Source organism: Bradyrhizobium sp. 63_E2_N1_3, assembly GCF_052076005.1.
Taxonomy (GTDB): Bacteria; Pseudomonadota; Alphaproteobacteria; order Rhizobiales; family Xanthobacteraceae; genus Bradyrhizobium; species Bradyrhizobium barranii.
Genome location: NZ_CP197235.1, coordinates 4,244,977 through 4,266,303, shown reverse-complemented (window position 1 = coordinate 4,266,303; position 21,327 = coordinate 4,244,977). Strand labels below are relative to the sequence as shown.

21 protein-coding genes are annotated in these 21,327 nt (G+C 63.9%); 2 read left to right on the top strand and 19 right to left on the bottom strand.

Annotated features, from left to right (window positions below):
* Positions 1-226 precede the first annotated feature (226 nt).
* Positions 227-733 (top strand): methyltransferase family protein, encoded by a 507-nt coding sequence (locus AB7531_RS20290; protein WP_063982994.1) that lies wholly within the window; start codon positions 227-229, stop codon positions 731-733.
* A 1,059-nt stretch (positions 734-1,792) separates the two neighbouring features.
* On the opposite strand, the gene AB7531_RS20285 is transcribed toward AB7531_RS20290, so the two are convergent.
* The 6 genes from AB7531_RS20285 to AB7531_RS20260 form a co-directional block, all read right to left on the bottom strand.
* On the bottom strand, positions 1,793-2,011 hold the full coding sequence (locus tag AB7531_RS20285) for a hypothetical protein (protein ID WP_063982993.1): 219 nt from the start codon (positions 2,009-2,011) through the stop codon (positions 1,793-1,795).
* Between the two features lie 207 nt (positions 2,012-2,218).
* The gene (locus tag AB7531_RS20280) at positions 2,219-3,271 is read right to left on the bottom strand and encodes an ABC transporter ATP-binding protein (RefSeq protein ID WP_063982992.1); all 1,053 of its coding nucleotides are present in this window, start codon (positions 3,269-3,271) and stop codon (positions 2,219-2,221) included.
* Positions 3,264-4,244, bottom strand: coding sequence for an ABC transporter ATP-binding protein (locus AB7531_RS20275; protein ID WP_063982991.1), 981 nt, complete (start codon positions 4,242-4,244; stop codon positions 3,264-3,266). Before AB7531_RS20275 ends, AB7531_RS20280 begins: the two co-directional genes overlap by 8 nt.
* Positions 4,241-5,062, bottom strand: coding sequence for an ABC transporter permease (locus AB7531_RS20270; RefSeq protein ID WP_028149070.1), 822 nt, complete (start codon positions 5,060-5,062; stop codon positions 4,241-4,243). Before AB7531_RS20270 ends, AB7531_RS20275 begins: the two co-directional genes overlap by 4 nt.
* Positions 5,059-5,982: an ABC transporter permease gene (locus AB7531_RS20265; protein ID WP_063982990.1), complete on the bottom strand. Its 924-nt coding sequence runs from the start codon at positions 5,980-5,982 to the stop codon at positions 5,059-5,061. The genes AB7531_RS20270 and AB7531_RS20265 overlap by 4 nt, the downstream gene beginning before the upstream one ends.
* 60 nt (positions 5,983-6,042) lie before the next feature.
* Positions 6,043-7,632, bottom strand: a complete 1,590-nt coding sequence (locus tag AB7531_RS20260) for an ABC transporter substrate-binding protein (protein WP_187387686.1) — start codon at positions 7,630-7,632, stop codon at positions 6,043-6,045.
* A gap of 276 nt (positions 7,633-7,908) precedes the next feature.
* Between AB7531_RS20260 and AB7531_RS20255 the strand changes: the two genes are divergently transcribed.
* Complete coding sequence (locus AB7531_RS20255) at positions 7,909-8,760, top strand: hypothetical protein (protein WP_231142088.1); 852 nt, start codon at positions 7,909-7,911, stop codon at positions 8,758-8,760.
* A gap of 13 nt (positions 8,761-8,773) precedes the next feature.
* On the opposite strand, the gene mtnK is transcribed toward AB7531_RS20255, so the two are convergent.
* The 13 genes from mtnK to nuoH form a co-directional block, all read right to left on the bottom strand.
* Entirely contained in the window at positions 8,774-10,060 is a 1,287-nt protein-coding gene (gene mtnK, locus AB7531_RS20250; protein WP_063982988.1) for an S-methyl-5-thioribose kinase, read from the bottom strand.
* An 89-nt stretch (positions 10,061-10,149) separates the two neighbouring features.
* Positions 10,150-10,497, bottom strand: a complete 348-nt coding sequence (locus tag AB7531_RS20245) for a hypothetical protein (protein ID WP_014494873.1) — start codon at positions 10,495-10,497, stop codon at positions 10,150-10,152.
* A 36-nt stretch (positions 10,498-10,533) separates the two neighbouring features.
* Complete coding sequence (locus AB7531_RS20240; protein WP_063982987.1) at positions 10,534-10,809, bottom strand: DUF1467 family protein; 276 nt, start codon at positions 10,807-10,809, stop codon at positions 10,534-10,536.
* An 11-nt stretch (positions 10,810-10,820) separates the two neighbouring features.
* Positions 10,821-11,225 carry a methylmalonyl-CoA epimerase gene (gene mce / locus AB7531_RS20235; protein WP_028149063.1) on the bottom strand — a complete coding sequence of 135 codons (405 nt, stop codon included), beginning with the start codon at positions 11,223-11,225 and terminating at the stop codon, positions 10,821-10,823.
* A gap of 41 nt (positions 11,226-11,266) precedes the next feature.
* Positions 11,267-12,937: a ribonuclease J gene (locus tag AB7531_RS20230; protein ID WP_354102437.1), complete on the bottom strand. Its 1,671-nt coding sequence runs from the start codon at positions 12,935-12,937 to the stop codon at positions 11,267-11,269.
* Positions 12,937-13,743: a biotin--[acetyl-CoA-carboxylase] ligase gene (locus AB7531_RS20225; protein ID WP_063982985.1), complete on the bottom strand. Its 807-nt coding sequence runs from the start codon at positions 13,741-13,743 to the stop codon at positions 12,937-12,939. The genes AB7531_RS20230 and AB7531_RS20225 overlap by 1 nt, the downstream gene beginning before the upstream one ends.
* A 1-nt stretch (position 13,744) precedes the next feature.
* Positions 13,745-15,181: an NADH-quinone oxidoreductase subunit NuoN gene (gene nuoN / locus AB7531_RS20220; RefSeq protein ID WP_063982984.1), complete on the bottom strand. Its 1,437-nt coding sequence runs from the start codon at positions 15,179-15,181 to the stop codon at positions 13,745-13,747.
* 22 nt (positions 15,182-15,203) lie between these two features.
* On the bottom strand, positions 15,204-16,712 hold the full coding sequence (locus tag AB7531_RS20215; RefSeq protein WP_135216787.1) for an NADH-quinone oxidoreductase subunit M: 1,509 nt from the start codon (positions 16,710-16,712) through the stop codon (positions 15,204-15,206).
* On the bottom strand, positions 16,713-18,791 hold the full coding sequence (gene nuoL, locus AB7531_RS20210; RefSeq protein ID WP_063982982.1) for an NADH-quinone oxidoreductase subunit L: 2,079 nt from the start codon (positions 18,789-18,791) through the stop codon (positions 16,713-16,715).
* Between the two features lie 8 nt (positions 18,792-18,799).
* Positions 18,800-19,108 (bottom strand): NADH-quinone oxidoreductase subunit NuoK, encoded by a 309-nt coding sequence (gene nuoK / locus AB7531_RS20205; RefSeq protein ID WP_008547737.1) that lies wholly within the window; start codon positions 19,106-19,108, stop codon positions 18,800-18,802.
* Positions 19,105-19,743: an NADH-quinone oxidoreductase subunit J gene (locus AB7531_RS20200; RefSeq protein WP_028149057.1), complete on the bottom strand. Its 639-nt coding sequence runs from the start codon at positions 19,741-19,743 to the stop codon at positions 19,105-19,107. The genes nuoK and AB7531_RS20200 overlap by 4 nt, the downstream gene beginning before the upstream one ends.
* A gap of 9 nt (positions 19,744-19,752) precedes the next feature.
* Positions 19,753-20,241 (bottom strand): NADH-quinone oxidoreductase subunit NuoI, encoded by a 489-nt coding sequence (nuoI, locus tag AB7531_RS20195; protein WP_027529879.1) that lies wholly within the window; start codon positions 20,239-20,241, stop codon positions 19,753-19,755.
* A gap of 14 nt (positions 20,242-20,255) precedes the next feature.
* Entirely contained in the window at positions 20,256-21,323 is a 1,068-nt protein-coding gene (gene nuoH / locus AB7531_RS20190; protein WP_063982981.1) for an NADH-quinone oxidoreductase subunit NuoH, read from the bottom strand.
* Between the last annotated feature and the right edge of the window lie 4 nt (positions 21,324-21,327).

Genomic DNA, 21,327 nt, shown 5'->3' with positions numbered 1-21,327 from the left:
TTCGAACATCGCACTATAGCAGAAACACCGGTGTTGTCCGCGCCGGGCCTTCCGCGCCGTAGCGCGCTAGCTGCACTCATTGTCAGGACAACGAGCGCGGATTGGTGGCAATTTGCCCGAAAGCAGACCTATTGTGCTCAGTTCAAGCTTTGTCGTTCATGACCCGAGGCGGACCTGACGCGCTCCCGGTGCGGTGTGTTAAAATAGCAGGGAACGGATCGTGTCTATGCCAAGAACTGCTGCTGTCATCGGCACCGCCATCTTCTTCGTGTTCGCGCCCTGCGTGGTGGCTGGGGTGGTCCCGTGGTGGATTTCACGCTGGGAGTTCAGGTTGCCGTTTCTCGGCGTCGAGCTCACGCGCTTCGTCGGCGCCGCGCTAATTCTTGCCGGCTTAGCCGGGCTCGTGGATTCATTCGCGCGTTTCGCACTGCAGGGGCTCGGCACGCCGGCCCCGATCGCCCCGACCCAACATCTCGTCGTTACCGGCCTCTATCGCTATGTGCGCAATCCAATCTACGTGGCGGTCGCCGCCGTCATTTTCGGCCAGGCGCTCCTGTTCGGCGATTGGGGGCTGTTCGCCTACGGCGCAGTCGCCTGGCTCGCCTTCCACCTTTTTGTCGTGGGCTACGAAGAGTCGACGCTAAAAAGGTCATTCGGCGCGGAATACGAAGCGTTCTGCATCAATGTGCCGCGTTGGATCCCGCGCCTTACTGCGTGGCGAGGCGGTCGGTAGCTGCCGTAGCGCATGACCTCGGCGCTGATTTTTGATGAGCTTCTCGAAGGCTCCTCAACAAAGTTTGTCTGCAATTGGGCCCATCAGCGAAGTGGCGGCACGCCTCATTGAGGTCCGATCAAATAGGGCATAACGGACTGAATTTGCTCAGGTTGAGTTTTTCGTAGTTTGACCCAGAGCGGTCATCAGCCGCCGTATTCGGGCGAAGTTGATATAGATCAACCTTGATGATGTGCATAGTCGATACCGCAAAACGTTGCTTGCAGTCTCTTCGGTAGGAATGAGCCGCAAAGGATAGTCAGTCGTTCAATCATTGACACATAAGGAGACGCGCAAATGAGGAAGCTTGCTTCGGTAGGATTGATCGCCGCGGCCATGTTCGCTAGTCCGGCCATGGCCGCGTGGTACGACCAAAACGGCGCAGCCGTCCATCCGTCCCGCGTTGTTCATTGCATCCGGGCGCCAGACGTTGGCAGTTTTGCCGGAGGGCCGTTCAATAAGCCTCCCTGCGAACCGGCAAGCTGGCGTAGGTCGGCGTGGCGCGACAAAACCGGTGCAGTCGTCCCCACCTCTAACGTCGTTCACTGTGTCCGGGCTCCAGACGTTGGCAGTTATGCCGGAGGTCCGTTCAATAGGCCTCCCTGCGAACCGGCAACCTGGCGCTGAGGCGAGCGGCAAGATGCCGCCAACGTTCCCTGCGAAGCGAACGTTCAATGTCGGGACGGTTGGTTGACGCTGCGCGCTGGTGCCAAAATCACAGAGCGTAGACAAGTAGACAAAGAGAGCAACTGGCCGCCTGCGAGTGGCCAGTTCTCGCTTTACATCCGCGTCCACTGGGCGAGAGCAATATCCTCGATGGTCAGTGGAGACCGCCGTTTGTCAACCGAAGACAATCGAGCAGTTAACTACGGCGTCCGCGACGCGGTTCCGAGATGCGAACGGACGATATATCGAACGTCGGTTGTGGGCCCTTAACGGACCTATGGACGCTGTAGTGGATTTGTCTGCTGCTGACCCAGCTGAGACATCGGCGCGGGGCTCCTGCCCCGCGTTTTGTGTTTAGGACCACGGCGGCTCTTCGCTCTTCCCGACCGCCTCGTGGTGGGTCGTGACACCCGCCGAACGCAAGCCGGTCAGCAATACGGTTCTCACGGAGGCCGGATCGAATCCAATATCCTTGGCGTTTGGTGGATGTGCTTCGCTGCCCTTCAACCGGAGCGCCAAGTGCAATTGCTCGCAAAGGTGCTGAACGACGAGATTGACCTGATCGTCAGTCATGATCTGCCTTTCTTGCTACATTTTGCTACCGAACCATGTAGCACACATGAAAATAGGGCGGTACGCGATTGGACCGCACCAAGGATCAACCCCACGCGATGGCTCATGGGCGGGCCCCAAAAATCATCCGCCTGTCAGGGCAGACCGGACGTGACTAGCGGGCCGCTGGAACGACGCTTTTGACCGCGACGGACGCGCCTTCCATCCCTAGGGATGCCCGCCTCCGGTCGAAGCCAATTGCGTCTGCCCAGCAATCTCGTCAGCCCGCCAGCACCTCACCTCATGTCCATCGGCGCGCGTTTCCAGCACCGGACCGGGCTCGTGGCGACACACGGCCTCCGCGTACCGGCAACGCGGACTGAACGCGCATCCGTTCGGCGGATTGAGCGGATTGGGAAGGTCGCCCCCCGTCGTTGCTAGCGGCGCATGACGCAGCGGATCGGGGATGGCGGCGATCAGGGCTTGCGTATAGGGGTGCGCCGGCCGTTCGAAGATTTCGCGCCAGTGGCCATTCTCGACGATGCGGCCGAGATACATGACGGCGACGCGGTCGCTCATGTGCTCGACGACGCCGAGGTCGTGGCTGATCATGATGTAGGAAAGACCGAGCGTGTCCTTCAATTCCAGCAGCAAATTGATGATCTGGGCGCGGATCGAGACGTCGAGCGCCGACACGGGCTCGTCGCAGATGACGATCCTGGGATTGAGGATCAGGGCGCGCGCAATCCCGATGCGCTGGCGCTGGCCGCCGGAGAACTCATGCGGATAGCGATCGGCCTGTTCCGGCCGCAGGCCGACATGCCGCAGCATCGTCGCCACGCGGTCCTCGATCTCGCTTTTTGCGGTCACACCATGCACACGCAGGGGATCTTCCAGCGTGCGGCGGACGGTCTGGCGCGGATTGAGCGAGGCGTAGGGATCCTGAAAGACGATCTGCACGGTGCGGGCCAGCGACTTTCGGTCGCCGGCTTGCCTGTTCGTCACCACCTGCCCGTCCAGCACGATGCGGCCGCGCGTCGGCGTCAACAGACCCAGGATCGACAATGCGACGGTCGACTTGCCCGAGCCGGACTCGCCGACAAGGCCGAGGCATTCGCCTCGTCTCAGCCTGAGATCAACGCCGTCGACGGCACGGAGCACCCGCCGGCTGCGGCCGAGCCAGCCGCCCCCCATCGGAAAATGAACCGCGAGATCCTCGACGCTGAGAATGAGGTCGTCGTCCGGCCTCGCCTCCCCCTGCATGGCTTGCGGCTCATGCATGGTGGTAACACCGGACGAAACCGCCGGCCTCCAGCAAATCCGTCTGCGGCGCAACCGTGCGGCAGATCTCGGTGGCCTGCGTACAGCGCGGATTGAACCGGCAGCCATCCGGGAAATTCGTGATGGCTGGAACCACGCCCGCGATCTCCTTAAGCCTGGTGCGGCCAAGCGCGGCCCGACTGCCCAGCCGCGGCAGCGAGGCGACCAGGCCCTGCGTATAGGGATGCGAAGGCGCCCGGAAAATATCGGCGGAGCCGCGCTCCTCGACGATGCGGCCGGCATACATGACGGCGACACGGCGGCAGACATTGGCGACGAGGCCGAGATCGTGGCTGATCATCAGGATCGCCGTCCCCCTCTCGGCGCACAGATTGCGCATCAGCTCGATGATTTCGGCCTGCACGGTCACGTCGAGCGCGGTGGTCGGTTCGTCGGCGATCAGGAGGTCCGGACCGCATGCGAGGGCGATGGCGATCATGACGCGCTGACGCATGCCGCCGGACAGCTGGTGCGGGTAATCGTTGACGCGCCGCTCCGGTGCGGGGACGCGGACGCTCGCCAGCGCCTCGACCGCGAGCTGGTTGGCTTCCCGCCAGCTCTTGCCCTTGTGCAGCACGAACATCTCGGCGATCTGCCGTCCTACCGGCGAGACCGGGTTCAGCGCCGTCATCGGCTCCTGGAAGATCATGGCGATGCGATTGCCGCGCAGGTCCCGCTGCCTGGCCGCGGAAAGGTGCTGGATCTCCCGCCCCTCAAACCGGATGACGCCGCCGCCGATCGACAACGGTTGCCGCAACAGGCCGATCAAGGCGAGCGCCGTGATGCTCTTGCCGCAGCCGGATTCGCCGACCAGCCCAAATGTCTCGCCTCGATCGATGCGGAATGAAATGCCCTCGGCCGCCGCAACGCACCTCGCTCCGTCGTCGAGATCGATACGCAAATCCTCGACTTCGATCAGCGGCGCGCCGGTCATGTCCGCCGGCTCCGCGACTGGGGATCGAGAATGTCGCGCAGGCCGTCGCCGAGCAGGTTCAGGCCGAGCACCGTCAGGAAGATGGCAAGGCCCGGAAAGACCGAGAGCCACGGCGCCGTCGTGATCTGCTCGCGCGCATCCGACAACATGCTGCCCCAGCTCGGAAAGGGCGGGCGGACGCCGAGGCCGAGGAACGACAAGGCGGCTTCGGACAGCACCGCGCTGCCCATGCCGAGCGTGCCGATGACGACGATCGGCCCTAACATGTTCGGCAAGAGCTGCGTGACCATGATCCGCAGATCGCCGTAGCCGAGCACGGTCGCCGCCTGCACATAGCCCTGGCTCCTCAGCGACAGCGCTGAGGCCCGTGCGATCCGGCAGGTAAAGGACCAGTTGGTCAGGCCGAGCGCGATCAGCAGGCTCGTGAGGCCAGGGCCAAGCACCGCCATGATGGCGAGCGCGAAGATCAGCGAGGGGATCGCGAGCATCAGATTGGTCAGGCCGTTGACGAAATCGTCCCACCAGCCGCCCCAATAGCCCGCGCTCAAGCCCAGCGCGACGCCGATGACGCTGTTGATGAGCTGCGAGACGATGCCGACGGTCAGCGAGACGCGGGCGCCGTAGACGACGCGGGAATAGATGTCGCGGCCCTGGTCGTCGGTGCCGAACCACCAGGTCCAGCTCGGAGGCTCCTCCGCGTTCATGAGGTTGGCGTCCATGACGGGATCGGTGTGCGCCAGCCAGGGCGCGAGCAGGCCGACCAGGATCGCGAGCGCGAACAGCGCGCCACCGATGATGAGATTGGCGCGGAGCTTCATGCGTATCTGATCCTGGGATCGATCACGCCGTAGAGCACATCGATCAGCAGATTGATCGCGAGAAAGGCCAGCACCACCACGAGAATGGAGCCCTGGACGGCGGGAATGTCGCGCTGGAGCACACTGTCGACCAGCAGCGAACCGATGCCCGGCCAGGAGAACAGTTTCTCGACCACGACCGCCTGCCCCATCAACCCGCCGAACTGAAGGCCGACGGTGGTGAGAATGATGACGAGCGCGTTGCGCATCACGTGCCACTTCACGACGCGCGTCTCGCTCATGCCCTTCGAGCGCGCGGTGCGGACGAAATCAGCGGTCATGATCTCGAGGACCGCGGCGCGCGTCGTGCGGGCAAATAGCGCCATCGGCGAGACGCCGAGCGTCACGGCCGGCAGGAGCAGATATTTCAGCCCTCCATCGCCATAGCCGAAGCTCGGCAGCCAGCCGAGCTTCAACGCGAACAGATACATCAGCACCAGCCCGAGCCAGAATTTGGCAATGGAAAGGCCCGACACCGCCAGCACCATGGCGAGCGTATCGACGATGCCCCCGGGTTTCAGCGCTGCGATGAAACCAAGGGGAACACCGATCAAAATCGCAAACGTCATGGCCGTGAAGATGAGCTGCAGCGTCGGCCAGGCCCGTTTGGCGATCATGGTCGTGACAGGCTCGCGGGTCCGGAACGAGGTGCCGAAGTCACCGGTCGCGAGCTTGGCGATGTAGGCGCCGAAACGCCAATAGAGGGGATCGTCGAGGCCGAGCTGCTTCTTCATGCGCAGCTCGACCTGGGGATCGCTGTCGTCGCTCATGCTCGAGACAATGCTGCCGGGAACGACGCTGAACAGCACGAAGACCAGCAGCACGACAGCGAGCACGGTCGGAATGGTTTGCAGAAGACGGCGGAGCAGGAACGAGAGCATCCAGGCTTTTCCTCTCTCCCCCCACCGCTCGTCGCGATGGAGGGAGCGCGAGAGCGCGTGTCACTTCGCGGGCGAGGTCTCGTCGACCCAGAGGTCTTCGACGTTCTGATGGGTCAGCTCCGTCGCATTGAGCTGAACGCCCTTGAGCCACGGCTGCACCGCCATGACCGCCTTGTTGTAGTTGAAGAACCAGACCGGCGCTTCCTCATAGAGCAGCGCATTGGCCTTTTGCAGCAGCTCGGTGCGCTTTGCGGGATCGTCGGCCTGCCCTGCCGCATCGATCAGCTTGTCGAAATCGGCATTCTTGTAGTTCATGTAGTTGCAGGCCGGCTGCGGCGTCGAGGAGTGGAAGCATTTGAGCGCGGCCTGGGGATCCGGGCCGGTCGCCTGGGAATAGATGAAGGCCTGGTAGTCGCCGCTGCGCACCACCTCGGCCAGCACCGCGGTCTCGACCTGCTTGACCTTCGCCTTGATGCCGACCTTGTCCAGCATCGGGATCACGGCCGAGACGATCGGCAGGCCCCAGCTTTCATTCTGGCTGGTGGTCCATTCGAACTCGAAGCCGGAGGGATAGCCGGCCTCCGCGAGCAGCTGCTTGGCCTTGGCGGGATCGTAGGGGTAAGGCTTCATCGCCTTGTCGTAGGCTGGAGACGTCAACGGCAGCCAGCTGGTGGCGCGATAGGCTTTGCCCTTGACCAGCTTGCTGATGATCAGGTCGGTATCGATCGCGTAGTTGATCGCCTGCCGGACGCGCTTGTCGGTGAACGGCTTGAACGAGGGGTTCATGCCCATATAGCGCGTGAAGACCTCGGCGACCTCGACGATGGTGCCCTTGAGGTCGGCGTCGGACTGATAGGCGACATACTGGGCGGGCCCGAGCACCGAGGTGTCGATCTCCTTGTTGCGGAAGGCGACATCGCGCGCCGCGGCCTCACCCATGATCGACACGATGACCTTGTCGGCGTAGGGCTTGCCGGGCTTGTAGAACCGGTCCCACCGCTCCAGAACGATGCGCGATCCCGGCACGTGCTCGACGAATTTGAACGGCCCGAGACCGATCGGCTTCTGGATGAAGCTCTCCTTGGCGGCCTCGTCGGCCGGATAGATCGAGGTCAGCGCGGTGAAGAAGTAGAAGCCCGGATCGACTTTCTCGGTCAGCTTCATTTCGAGGGTGAAGTCGTCGATCTTCTTCAGGCCGGAGATCTCCTTGGCCTGGCCCTTCTCGACCGCGGCCGCGCCCTCGATCACCCGGACAAAGCGCGCGCCGGGATAGGCCTTGGTGCCGTCCATGATGCGGTTGTAGGACCAGATGACGTCGTCGGCGGTCATCTTGCGGCCGTTGTGGAAATAGGCGTCGTCGCGCAGCTTGAAGGTGTGAACGAGACCGCCGCCCGAGACCACGTCCTCCTTGGCGAGCTCCAGAACCGGCTTGCCCTCCGCGGAATTCCAGATGTAGAGCGACCGATGCAGCGCCTTGGCGTAGATCTCGTCCTGGGCGCGCTGCGTGGTGTGAATATCGAGGCTCGTGAAACTCGAACCGTAGGGCGCCGTCATGCGGATGGTTCCGCCCTTGCGCGGCGCCTGGGCCTCCGCCGAGGTGGCGAGCGCCAGCCCCAAACCAGCGACGATCGCGATCATCCTGAACATCATGTGTCCCCCAACAACGCAGGCATTCCGATCAGGGATTTGATCATTCGTAGCCCGTCGAACGCAAGCTTCGTTTTGATGGCGACGGGTTCCGGAACGCGGCGCTCGCGAGACCCTCGGAGGCCAGGTTGCGTCCCAAGCGGTGCAAGCCGCCGATTGCGGTGCATCATGAGCGACCAAGGGCAGTGAACATTTTTCGTGATCAACGCGACCAAGCTCAGGATCGTTATCTGAGCCCCAGGGATCGCGGAAAAAATGAATCGCCGAACGCTAGGTATCTTGCTCGCGGGCGGACTGCTCGCCGCCACGGCCGTGCTGGCAAGCCCGGTCGCGGCCAGCCTCGGCCGGTACAGCGAGGCGGACAGCATCCGGTTCAGCTGGAGTCGCACCACCGGCGTGAACGACTATCTTGACGAAACGTGGTGGGCGGTCCGGGGCCATGACACTCCGGGTAATTTCGTCGAACGACTGCTCAGCATCCCCGTCAGAGCGGTCGCGCGGGGCGCAGGTGCGGGTTTCGAAGCCAGGGTTTCCCAGGGCACCGGTCTGCCACTGCCCGAGAGCTGGAGCATCGCGACGGCGAAGAATTCGCCGTTCATCACGTCGGTCTACGCCGAGACCCCGCGCGATCTCGCGGCGGTGCTCGGCTTCTATCGCGCCGAGCTCGGCAAGCGTGGCTGGATCGAGACGGTGGTCGAACCGGACCGGGCCGTGATCACCTTCACGACGGCCCGTGGACCGGTCCTGGTCCGGCTTTCCCGTCAGGACGACAGGACAATCGCCGAACTTTCGCTGCGCAAGCCGGGTATCGCGAATGCCGGCCTCCTGCCGAGGCCGAGGCAGGCAAAGCTGATGCTCGGCAACAAGTCGGACGACGGGGCGGTCATCACCGTCGCCGACCAGACCATCAAGCTGGCGGCGCACGCCGGCGAGAAACTGGCGCACTCCGACTCCGCCGCAGCCGAAATACCGGACAGCCAAAAGATCGATCTGCCGCCCGGCAAGTACAAGGTCACCCTCAAGATCGAGGGCGGCACGGTCCAGAGCCGGGAGTTCGAGGTCGCGGCCAACGAGACCTGGGGTCTGCTGGCCGGCACGGACGGCGTCCTGCTGCCGATGCGGCTTTATTGAAGCGCATCGGCCCCTAGCCGTTCGCAAACTCCGGCTGCCAATCGCGCAGTTTTCGCGCTGCGCCGGTGACGTCCGAGATGTTCGGAAATGCCCCCGCCTCCACCATCATCGCCCTCGCCAGCCGCACCGCGCGCGCCTCGCTGATCGCCCGCCTCCGCGGGTCCTCGATCAGCTCGAAGTCGATGTTGTGGGCCAGGCCGAAGATACGGCGGAGGGTTTTGGCGGCAGCGAAGCCGACGGTGTCAGTGAATAGCCGCTGCATGTAAGCCTGCCGCTCGGCTTCCAGGCATGCAGCGCCCTTCTCGCCGGCAAAGAGCGATGCCGGATAGGCATCGCCGGTGGCGCCAGCGCGCCAGAGATCGAGGAACTTGCGGGCGAACTCGTTCCAGACCTGCTCGACCGTCTCCAGTACCCAGCTTTCGAACGCCTGCCGCTCACCCGGCGTGCGCTCGTGGCCGGCGGAGGCGAAATAGGCCATCAGGAGGTTCGCAAGCACGGCGCCGACGTCGAATCCCATCGGGCCGTAGAACGCGAATTCGGGGTCGATCACCCGCGTTTGGCTCTCCGTCACCATGATCGAGCCGGTGTGGAGATCGCCGTGGAGCAGCGCCTCGGGACTTGCCATGAACTTCAGCTTCAGCCGGGAGATCGCGACATGCAGCTCCATGTCATCGCGCAGCCCTGCGGCCAGGCGGTCGAGATAAGGCGCAGTCCACCGGTTCTGCTCGGCAATGCGGTAGGGATCGGTGAAGATCAGATCCTCGGTAATCTTGCACAGCGCGTGGTTGCCGGCAAAGGCGGCGATGCCCTGCTTCTTCTCGGCCGCCGACAGGGCGAGGTCGGAGGTGAAGAACAGGGTGCGCGCCATGAAGGTGGTGATGTCGTCCACGAAACCGGGATATTGCGTTGCGGCGACCATCCCCTTGCGCATGATGATGTGGGGCTCGAGCAGCTCCATCACCGTCAGCGCCAGCGTCTCGTTGTGGTGCAGCAGGGCCGGCACGAGGCCGGGCGCGAGCTGGGCCTGCTTCGACAAGGCGAGATATTCGTAATGGGCCCGCGACAGCGGCAGCGGCCAGCTCTCGCCGACGAGGCGAACGTAGGGCAGCGCCTGCTTCACGGCGACGCCGCCGCGCGTGCCCTTGACGATGAAGACGAGATTGAGATTGCCGTCGCCGACCTCGGTGATCTCCCAGGCGGCCGGCTCGCCACCGAGCAGTGCCTTCAGGTCGGATATGCCCGCGAGATAGTCCCGCAAGGCCGCCTCATGCAGAATCCGGTAGTCCCCCGCGTCGGCCATGACGATCCCACCCCATGATATTTGAGCACGATCTTATCGGAAAACCGCTTCGCACGTTTCCGGATCATGCTCTTGGCATGGCCGGATCGTTACTCCCGCTCCAGGAAGCTTGAGCCGATCTCGGCCTTTCTTTTGATGGGATCGTAATCACAATAGACGCTGTCCGCCACCAGCGTGTAGCTGGCGCTGACGGTGTATTTGTCCAGCTTGACCGAGTTCAGGCCGATCACCGAGGTGCTCTTGCCCCCGTTCCACTTGAACGGCGTCGAACTCTTGGCCTGCTCGCAGGCCATCACGGCTTCGTTGAAGACAGAGCCCTCGACGAACGCCTTCAGCGTTCGGACCTGCACGGCCATCTTCCACTCGAAATAGCCGATGGCGCCAAGGCCGGCGACGATCAGCACCAGAAGCGCGATGACGATCCGCTGAAAAGTCATTCGTTTCCCCCAAAGCAATATTGTCGGCAAAAACGTCTAGAACGGCATTCCCATCAATCTGGACAAGCGCTCGATCGAAAGATAGCCGGCATGATAGGCCGCGATGCCGATCCCGTAGATGATCGCCGAGATGATCGTGGTCCAGATCAGCTTGCCTCTCATCCGCGTCAGGACCGGTGCGCCGGGGTCGGTGCCGGGCGCGCCGACGCCGTCCTCGTGCTGGCTGCGCACGCCGAACGGCAGCGTCAGAAACAGCGCGATCCACCAGATGACGAAGTAGATCGCAAGCGCGGTCGATATCTGGATGGCCATGATCCGGCGCCCTACGCCTGCTCGATTTCGACCAGCGCCCCGGAAAAGTCCTTCGGGTGCAGGAACAGCACCGGCTTGCCGTGGGCGCCGATCTTCGGCACGCCGTCGCCGAGCACCCGCGCGCCCTCCTTCACCAGCGTGTCACGCGAGGCGATGATGTCGACGACCTCGTAGCAGATATGGTGGATGCCGCCGTCGGCATTGCGCTCGAGGAACTTCGCGATCGGCGAGGCCTCGCCGAGCGGCTCGATGAACTCGATCTTGGTATTGGGCAGCGTCGCGAACACGGTGGTGACGCCATGCTCGGGCAGCGCGACCGCCTCCGAGATCTGCGCCCCGAACGCGGCGCCATAGATCTTGGCGGACTTGACGGCGTCCTTGGTCGCGATCGCGACGTGGTTGAGGCGACCCAGCATGTTTCTTCTCCCTCAGCGCATGATCCGAAGACCATGCTCAACTACACCGTCAGGACGTGTACCAGACAGGGGGGCTTTTTGCCCCAATGTTCGTTGATGACGGCCCGGACAGCGCGTCGCACCGACTCAGCCAGGGCATCCGCATCGCGGCGGCGCGCCTTCGGCAGGCCCTCGATGGTGGAGACCACGGCGTCGAAGACGATGTCGTCGAAGGGCTCGCCGTCCCGGTTCTTCTCGGGAATGCCGACGAGATCGACCTCGGGATCGTCGGCAAGCTCGCCCTGCTCCGTCATCGCGACCGCGACGAAGGCGCAGCCGGAGAAAGCCATGCGGCGACGCTCGACCACGGCGCGGGACTTGGAGTCCTCCAAGATCGTGCCGTCCTTGTAGATCCGGCCGGAGGGCACCTCGCCGATGATGCCGGGATCACCCGGGCCGAGCTTGATCAGGTCGCCGTTGCGAACGACCAGGACGCGCGGCACGCCGGCGGCGCGCGCGAGCTTGGCATGCTCGTTCAGGTGCAGCGCCTCGCCATGGACGGGGATCAGGAGCTGCGGCTTGGTCCAGGCGATCATGTCGCGCAATTCGTCGCGGCGGGGATGGCCGGAGACGTGGACCAGATGGTCGCGGTCGGTAAGGACCTCGACGCCCTGCAGCACCAGATTGTTGATGATGGAGCCGACGGCCTTCTCGTTGCCCGGGATGGTGCGCGAGGAGAAGATCACGCTGTCGCCGCGGTTGAGCGTGATCTCGGGATGGTCGTCATTGGCGATGCGCGCCAGTGCCGCGCGCGGCTCGCCCTGGCTGCCGGTGCACAGCGCCAGCACCTTGTCCTGCGGAAGATGGCCGTAGACCTCGGGCGAGCGGAAGTTCTGCACGCCGTCGAGATAACCGGTCTCGCGCGCGACCTGCACCACGCGCTCCATGGCGCGGCCGACCACGACGACCTCGCGATCGGCAGCCCTGGCCGCGGCAGCGACGGCCTTGATGCGCGCGACGTTGGAGGCGAAGGTCGTCACCGCGACGCGACCCTTGGCGCCCTTGACCAGATCGATGATGGTTCGCGCGACCTCGGCTTCCGAGGGCGAGCGGCCGTCACGCACGGCATTGGTGGAATCGCCGATCAGGGCGAGCACGCCCTCCTCGCCGAGTTCGCGCAGCCGCTTCTCGTCGGTCGGGCTCCCGAGCGTCGGGGTCGGGTCGATCTTCCAGTCGCCGGTGTGCAGCACCGTGCCGACGTCAGTGTGGATCGCCAGCGCGTGCGCTTCCGGGATCGAATGCGCGACGGGAATGAACTCGACGTTGAACGGGCCGATATCGACGCGGCCGCCCGACGGCACCACCGTCACGGGGATTTTCGGCGCGTTGCGCTCGGCGGCGCATTTGGCCTCGAACAGCGCCGCGCTGAACTGCGTGGCATAGATCGGGCATTTCAGCTTCGGCCAGAGGTCGATGATGGCGCCGAAATGGTCCTCATGGGCGTGGGTGAGCACCAGGCCCATCAGATTCTTGCGTTCCTTCTCCAGGAAGCTGATGTCGGGCATGATCAGGTCGATGCCCGGCAGATGCTCCTCGTCGCCGAAGGAGACGCCGAGATCGACCGCCAGCCAGGCGCGCTGCTGGCGGTTGCCGAGGCCGTAGATCGACAAATTCATGCCGATCTCGCCGACGCCGCCGAGCGGCGCAAATACCAGTTCGTCAGGCTTCGCCATCACGCAGCTCCCACGGAGGCGGCCGAGCCGAAGAACACCTCGCCGGCCGCCACCGGCAGGCGTCGGCCGTCAACGGTGCGGACGATCAGGCAGCCAGTGTCGTCGATGGTGTCGAAAATGCCTTCCAGCGTCATCGTTCCCGTGTTGATCGCGACCCGTTCGCCGAGGCCGCAGGCGCGCTCCAGCCAGAGTTTGCGGATCTCCGCAAAGCCGCGGCCATTGTTCCAGATGCCGAGGAACTCGACCCAGGCGTCCGACAGCGCCGAGAACAGCTCTTCCGCGCTGATCTGGACGCCGAGTGCGGCCAGCGAAACGGCCGGCGTCGGCGTCCCCTCCGGCGCCGCCACGACGTTGGTGCCGATGCCGACGACGACGGCGAGACGATCGCCGATAGCCTCGGCTTCGAGGCCAATGCCGACCAGCTTCTTGCCGCCCGCGAGGACGTCATTCGGCCATTTCAGGGCGTATCTGGGCCGCTCAGGACCAAGCCGCAACGCGGCCTCGAGGCTGACCTTCTCCAGCGCCGCCTCTTCCGCAAGCCCCGCCGCAAACCCGATGGTGGCGGCGACTGCAGGCGCAATATCCAGGACCTCGAGGACGCTGGCGGCGAGATTGCCCTTTGGCGCGATCCAGGCGCGCTGGCGGCGGCCGCGGCCGGCGGTCTGGTCGGAGGTGACGAACCACATCGGGCCGCGTTCGCCGGCCCGCGCGTGCTCGATGGCGTCGGTGTTGGTCGAGCCGGTCCGTTCGAAAGCTGCGAGCTTGTAGCCCGCCGAGAGTGCGCGAGGACCGAGCGCGAACCCCATCCTAAAACAGCGACTTTGCCGCGGCGGAGGCGACGCTCACCACCGGGCCCGCGAACAGCGCGAAGAGGATGTTGAACAGGCCAAAGACAGCCAGCACAGTCTTCACCTCGACGCGCACCGGATCGACCTGACCGGCCGGCTCGTCGAAGTACATCGTCTTAACGATGGTCAGGTAGTAGTAGGCGCCCACGACGCTGGTCAACACGCCGATGACGGCGAGCGTGAACAGGTTCGCCTTGATGGCGGCGACGAAGACGTACCATTTGGCGAAGAAGCCGGCGAGCGGCGGGATTCCGGCGAGCGAAAACAGCAGCATCGCGAACATGAAGGCGAGCAGCGGATTGGTCCGCGACAGACCGGCGAAATCGCTGATCTTCTCGACGGCCTGGCCGTTGCGCTTCATCGCCAGAATGACCGAGAACGAGCCGAGCGTCATCGCCACATAGATCACGATGTACATCAAGACGCCCTGCGCGCCCTCGACCGTGCCGGAGGCGAGGCCGACCAGGGCAAAGCCCATGTGGCCGATCGAGGAATAAGCCATCAGGCGCTTGATGTTGGACTGGCCGATCGCGGCGAAAGAGCCGAGCGCCATCGAGGCGATCGCCACGAACACCAGGATCTGCTGCCACTGCGAGACGATGCCGGGGAACGCGGTCAGCGTGACGCGCGTGAAAACGGCGAGCGCGGCCACCTTCGGCGCCGAGGCGAAGAAGGCGGTGACCGGCGTCGGCGCGCCCTCGTAGACGTCAGGCGTCCACATGTGGAACGGCACGGCCGAGACCTTGAAGCAGAGGCCGGCGAGCAGGAAGACCAGGCCGAACACCAGGCCGATATTCGAGACCGTCGCGGCCGCCGCGATGCCGGTGAAGCTGACCGTGCCGGTGAAGCCGTAGACCAGCGAGGAACCGTAGAGCAGCATGCCCGAGGACAGCGCGCCGAGCACGAAGTACTTCAGGCCGGCTTCGGTCGACTTGGCGTTGTCGCGGTTCGAGGCCGCCACGACATAGAGCGCGAGCGACATCAGCTCGAGGCCGAGATAGAGCGAGATCAAGTCGCCGGCCGAGATCAGCACCATCATGCCGAGCGTCGAGAGCAGCACCAGGATCGCGTATTCGAAGATCCGGCGCGACGGGTCCGACAGGAACTCGGTCGACAGCACCAGCGTCACCGCCGAGCCGATCAGGGCCAGGATCTTCATGAAGCGGGCAAAATCGTCGACGATGAAGCTGCCGCCGAAGGTGACGTGCTTGCCCGCAGGCTGTGCGTAGACGAGCACGCCGACCACGACCAGCAGCAGGACCGAAAGCGTCGTGACGGTCTTGGTGGTCTCCTGCCCGCGATAGGCCCCCAGCATCAAGAGTGCCATGGCGCCGACCGCGAGCACAATCTCGGGCAGCACCGGCGCCAGTTGATAACCTGCAGTCTCAAAGCTCATGGCGATATCCTGACCTGCCCGATCACTGGAGCAGTGCGGCGGCCTTCACGGCCGTCACAGCGGTGTTGTAATTATTGACGAGTTGCTGGACCGAGACTGCCGACATGTCGAGCACCGGCTTCGGATAGACGCCGAACAGGATCGTCAGCGCGATCAGCGGGAACAGCGTCACGCACTCGCGGAAAGTGAGATCCTTCATGCTCGCCAGCGACGGCTTGACCAGCGCCCCGAACACGACCTTGCGGTACAGCCACAGCGCGTAGCAGGCCGACAGGATCACGCCGAAGGTCGCGAAGAACGCGGTCGGGATCGAGACCTTGAAGGTGCCGAGCAGCGTCATGAACTCGCCGACGAATCCGGAGGTGCCGGGCAGACCGACATTGGCCATGGTGAAGATCATGAAGGTCAGCGCGTAGAGCGGCATCCGGTTGACGAGGCCGCCATAGGCCGCGATCTCGCGGGTGTGCATGCGGTCGTAGACGATGCCGACGCAGAGGAACAGCGCGCCGGAGACGATGCCGTGCGAGATCATCTGGAACACGCCGCCGGCGACGCCCTGCATAGTGCCGGCGAAGATGCCCATGGTGACGAAGCCCATATGCGCCACTGACGAGTACGCGATCAGCTTCTTCATGTCCTCCTGCATCAGCGCCACCAGCGAGGTGTAGATGATCGCAATCGCGGAGAGCGTGAAGATCAGCGGCGCGAAGTCGTGCGAGGCCAGGGGGAACATCGGCAGCGAGAAGCGCAGGAAGCCATAGCCGCCCATCTTCAGCAGGATCGCGGCCAGAACCACCGAGCCCGCGGTCGGCGCCTCGACGTGGGCGTCGGGGAGCCAGGTGTGCACCGGCCACATCGGCATCTTCACCGCGAACGACGCGAAGAAGGCGAGCCACGCCCAGGTCTGCAGGGATCGCGGCACGGCGGTGTGCATCAGGGTCGGGATGTCGGTGGTGCCGCCGTTCCAGTACAGCGCCATGATGGCGAGCAGCATCAGCACCGAGCCGAGCAGCGTGTAGAGGAAGAACTTGAACGACGCGTAGACCCGGCGCGGACCGCCCCAGACGCCGATGATCAGGAACATCGGGATCAGGCCGCCCTCGAAGAACAGGTAGAACAGCACGAGATCGAGCGCCGAGAAGGTGCCGATCATCAGCGTTTCCAGGATCAGGAACGCCATCATGTATTCGCGGACGCGGTTGGTGATCGCCTTCCAGCTCGCGATGATGCAGAACGGCATGATGGCGGTGGTCAGGATCACCAGCGGCAGCGAGATGCCGTCGACGCCCATGTGGTAGGTGATGCCGGTGGCGAGCCAGTTCGCCTTCTCGACGAACTGGAAGTCGGCGCTCGACGGATCGAAGCGCATCACCAGGATCACCGACACCGCGAAGGTGATCAGCGTGGTCCACAGCGCGATCCAGCGCGCATTGCGCCGGGCCGCCTCGTCATCGCCTCGGCTGAGATAGACGATCAGCGCGCCAACCAGCGGCAGGAACGTCGTGACCGAAAGGATTGGCCAGGTTGTCATTTACTGGCCTCCAAAGCCGAACATGAACCAGGTGATCAGGCCGGCGGCGCCGATCAGCATGGCGAACGCGTAGTGATAGAGATAGCCGGTCTGGATCTTCACCACGTTGCGGGTGACGTCCAGCACGCGGGCCGAGATACCGTCGGGACCGAGACCGTCGATGATGAAGCCATCACCCTTCTTCCAGAGCTGATAGCCGATCCACTTCGCCGGGCGGACGAAGATGAGATCGTAGAGCTCGTCGAAGTACCATTTGTTGAGCAGGAACTGGTACAGCATCGGCTGCGTGTTCGCGAGCTCGACCGGCAGATACGGCCGGCGGATGTAGAACAGATACGACACCAGGAAGCCCAGCACCATCATCACCGTCGGCAGGATGGCGATGGTCTCGGGGATGTGGTGCATCTCCTCGATGATGTGCGGGTTCATCTTCACGGACTCGCGGAAGAACTCCTCGACGCCGTGACCGGCGAACAGCTCCTTGAACGGGAAGCCCGCGACGATCGAGCCGACCGCGAGAACGCCGATCGGGATCAGTATCCAGAGCGGAGCCTCATGCGCGGCCTCGTAGTGATGCTCGTCATGGGGCTCGCCGTGGAAGGTCTTGAAGATCAGGCGCCAGGAGTAGAACGAGGTCAGGCCGGCGGCGACGACCGTCATCAGGAAGCCGTACATCGCGAACGGATTATGCGAGGCGTAGGCGGACTCGATGATCGCGTCCTTGGAGAAATAGCCCGCCGTGAGCGGGAAGCCCGTGAGCGCCAGCGTGCCGATCACCATCACCGCATAGGTGTAGGGGATCTTGCGCCAGAGGCCGCCCATGTTGCGGATGTCCTGCTCGTGGTGCATCGCGTAGATCACCGAGCCGGAACCCAAGAACAGCAGCGCCTTGAAGAAGGCGTGCGTGAACAGGTGGAACATGCCGACCGAATAGGCCCCTGCTCCCATCGCCACGAACATGTAGCCGAGCTGCGAACAGGTCGAGTACGCGACGATGCGCTTGATGTCGTTCTGGACGAGACCGATGGTCGCGGCGAAGAACGCCGTGGTGGCGCCGAAGAACATCACGACGGCCTGCGCGTTCGGGGCGAGTTCGAACAGCGGCGACAGGCGCGCCACCATGAACACGCCGGCGGTGACCATGGTCGCGGCGTGGATCAGCGCGGAGACCGGGGTCGGGCCTTCCATCGCGTCCGGCAACCAGGTGTGCAGCAGGAACTGCGCCGACTTGCCCATCGCGCCCATGAACAGCAGGAGGCAAGTCAGGGTCAGCGCGTCGGCGTGCCAGCCGAGGAAGTCGATGGTCTTGCCGGTCAGGCTCGGAGCTGCATGGAAGATGGTCTCGAAATCGGTCGAGCTCGTCAGCATGAAGATCGCGAAAATGCCGAGCGCGAAGCCGAAATCGCCGACGCGGTTGACCACGAAGGCCTTGATCGCCGCCGCGTTCGCCGACGGCTTCTGGTACCAGAAGCCGATCAGGAGATAGCTGGCGAGACCCACGCCTTCCCAGCCGAAGAACAGCTGCACGAGGTTGTCGGCCGTCACCAGCATCAGCATGGCGAAGGTGAACAGCGAGAGATAGCCGAAGAAGCGCGGCCGATACGGATCCTCGTCCATGTAGCCGATGGAATAGAGGTGCACGAGCGAGGACACGGTCGTCACCACCACCAGCATCACGGCGGTGAGCGTGTCGACCCGCAGCGTCCAGTAGACCTGGAGGTCGCCCGACATGATCCAGGGCAACAGCGGAATCCGCATGTCGTGGTGCATGAAGCCGACATCGACCAGCGTCATCCAGGACAGCGCCGCCGAGACGAACAGCAGCGCGGTCGTGATCAGCTCGGCGCCGCGCGAGCCCGCGGCCGGCGGCTCGACCGGGCCATGGCCGTGGTCATCATGACCGTGATCGTCGTGACCATGGTCGTCATGGGCCGCCGACGCGTGCGCGTCGCCGTGGCCATGATCGCCGTGATGCTCGACCTCATCGCCCGAGGGGTTGCGGGCATGCGCGCCGAATAGCGCGATCAGGCCAGCAAGGATGGCGCCCAGCAGAGGCAGAAAGACAATCGCCTGAACCATGACTGAGCTCAGCCCTTCATCAGATTGACGTCCTCAACCGCGATCGAGCCGCGGTTGCGGAAATAGACCACCAGGATGGCGAGACCGATCGCGGCTTCCGCGGCCGCAACAGTCAGCACCAGCAATGCGAAGACCTGGCCGACGATGTCGCCGAGGAAGGTCGAGAACGCGACGAGGTTGATGTTGACCGAGAGCAGGATCAGCTCGATCGACATCAGGATGACGATGATGTTCTTGCGGTTCAGGAAGATGCCGAGGATCCCGAGCGTGAACAGGATCGCGCCGACCGCCAGATAATGTCCGAGCCCGATCGTCATTTCACCCACTCCGCCGCGTCGCTGTCCTGGAGCCCCTGCCCCGACGCCACCTTGCGCATCGCCATCGCCATCTCGGGCGTGCGTGCATTCTGAACGTTGATGTCCTGCCGCTTCACGTTCGCCTTGTGGCGCAGCGTCAGCACGATGGCGCCGATCATGGCGACCAGCAGCACCATGCCCGCGAGCTGGAAGTAGTGGATGTACTTCGTATAGAGCACGAGCCCGAGCGCCTCGGTGTTGCTGACATTGGTCGGGATCGCCGCCGTGATCGTCTTGGAGACGCCGGGGTTGATGACCCAGAAGCCGACGGTGAGCAGCAGTTCGAACAGGAAGATGCCGCCGATCACGAGGCCCACCGGCAGGTACTCGATGAAGCCCTCGCGCAGCTCGAGGAAGTCGACGTCGAGCATCATGATCACGAACAGGAACAGCACCGCGACGGCGCCGACATAGACGACGATCAGGATCATCGCGAGGAATTCGGCGCCCATGAGCACGAACAGGCCGGAGGCGTTGACGAAGGCCAGGATCAGGTACAGCACGGAGTGCACGGGATTGCGCGAGACAATCACCATCACCGCCGAGGCGACGCAGACGCCGGCGAAGAGATAGAAGAACAGCGCGGGAAGGATCATGCTCTCATCTCACCGGTACGGCGCGTCGAGCTCGATCGCTTTCGCGATCTCGCGTTCCCAGCGGTCGCCATTGGCGAGCAGCTTGGCCTTGTCATAGAACAGTTCCTCGCGGGTCTCGGTCGCGAACTCGAAGTTCGGACCTTCGACGATGGCGTCGACCGGACAGGCCTCCTGGCAGAGGCCGCAATAGATGCACTTCACCATGTCGATGTCGTAGCGCACGGTGCGGCGGGTGCCGTCGTTGCGGCGCGGGCCGGCCTCGATGGTGATGGCCTGCGCCGGGCAAATGGCTTCGCACAGCTTGCAGGCGATGCAGCGCTCTTCGCCGTTCGGATAGCGGCGCAGCGCATGCTCGCCGCGGAAGCGCGGCGAGATCGGGCCCTTCTCGAAGGGATAGTTCAGCGTCGGCTTCGGCTGGAAGAAATAGCGCATGGCGAGGAAGAACGCCGAGACGAATTCCGACAGCAGGAGCGAGCGTGCGGTGGCGTTGATGTTGATACCCATGACGGCCCTCACTTCGGCGCGATGCCGGCGAAATGCAGCACACCGGCCACCACGACCACCATCGCCAGCGACAGCGGCAGGAAAACCTTCCAGCCGAGGCGCATCAATTGGTCGTAGCGGTAGCGCGGCACGATCGCCTTTGCCATCGCGAACAGGAAGAACATGAAGAACACTTTGAGCGAGAACCAGATGATCCCCGGCACCCAGTTGAAGGGCGGCAGATCCACCGGCGGCAGCCAGCCTCCGAGGAACAGGATCGTCGCCAGCGCGCACATCGTGACGATCGCGACATATTCGCCGAGCATGAACAGCAGATACGGCGTCGAGCCGTACTCGACCATGAAGCCGGCGACGAGCTCTGATTCAGCTTCGACGAGGTCGAACGGCGGACGGTTGGTTTCCGCCAACGCCGAGACGTAGAAGATGACGAACATCGGGAACAGCGGCCACACATACCAGTTCAGGATGGTGAGCTGCGGCAACCCGATCAGGCTGGCAAGGCCGCGGGCATGCTGTGCCTCGACCACGGCCGACAGGTTCAGCGTGCCGGCGCAGAGCAGCACGGTGATGATGACGAAGCCGATCGAGACCTCGTAGGACACCATCTGCGCCGCCGAGCGCAGCGCGGCCAGGAACGGGTATTTCGAGTTCGACGACCAGCCGGCCATGATGATGCCGTAGATCGACAGCGACGAGATCGCGAAGATGAAGAGCACGCCGACATTGATGTCGGAGATCACCCAGCCGAGATTGGTCGGGATCACCGCCCAAGCCGCGAGCGCGAGCACGCATGAGACCAAGGGAGCAAGGAGAAACACGCCCTTGTTGGCGCCGGACGGGATGATCGGCTCCTTCAGCACGAACTTCAGCAGGTCAGCGAAGGACTGCAGCAGGCCCCAGGGGCCGACCACGTTCGGGCCGCGGCGGATCTGCACCGCCGCCCAGATCTTGCGGTCGGCGAGCAGGATGTAGGCGATCGCGACCAGCAGGACGACGAGCACCAGGACGCTCTCCGCGACCATGATGATCAGCGGCCAGAGGAAACCGGTCCAGAATGCGCTTTCGAAGAATTCCATCGGC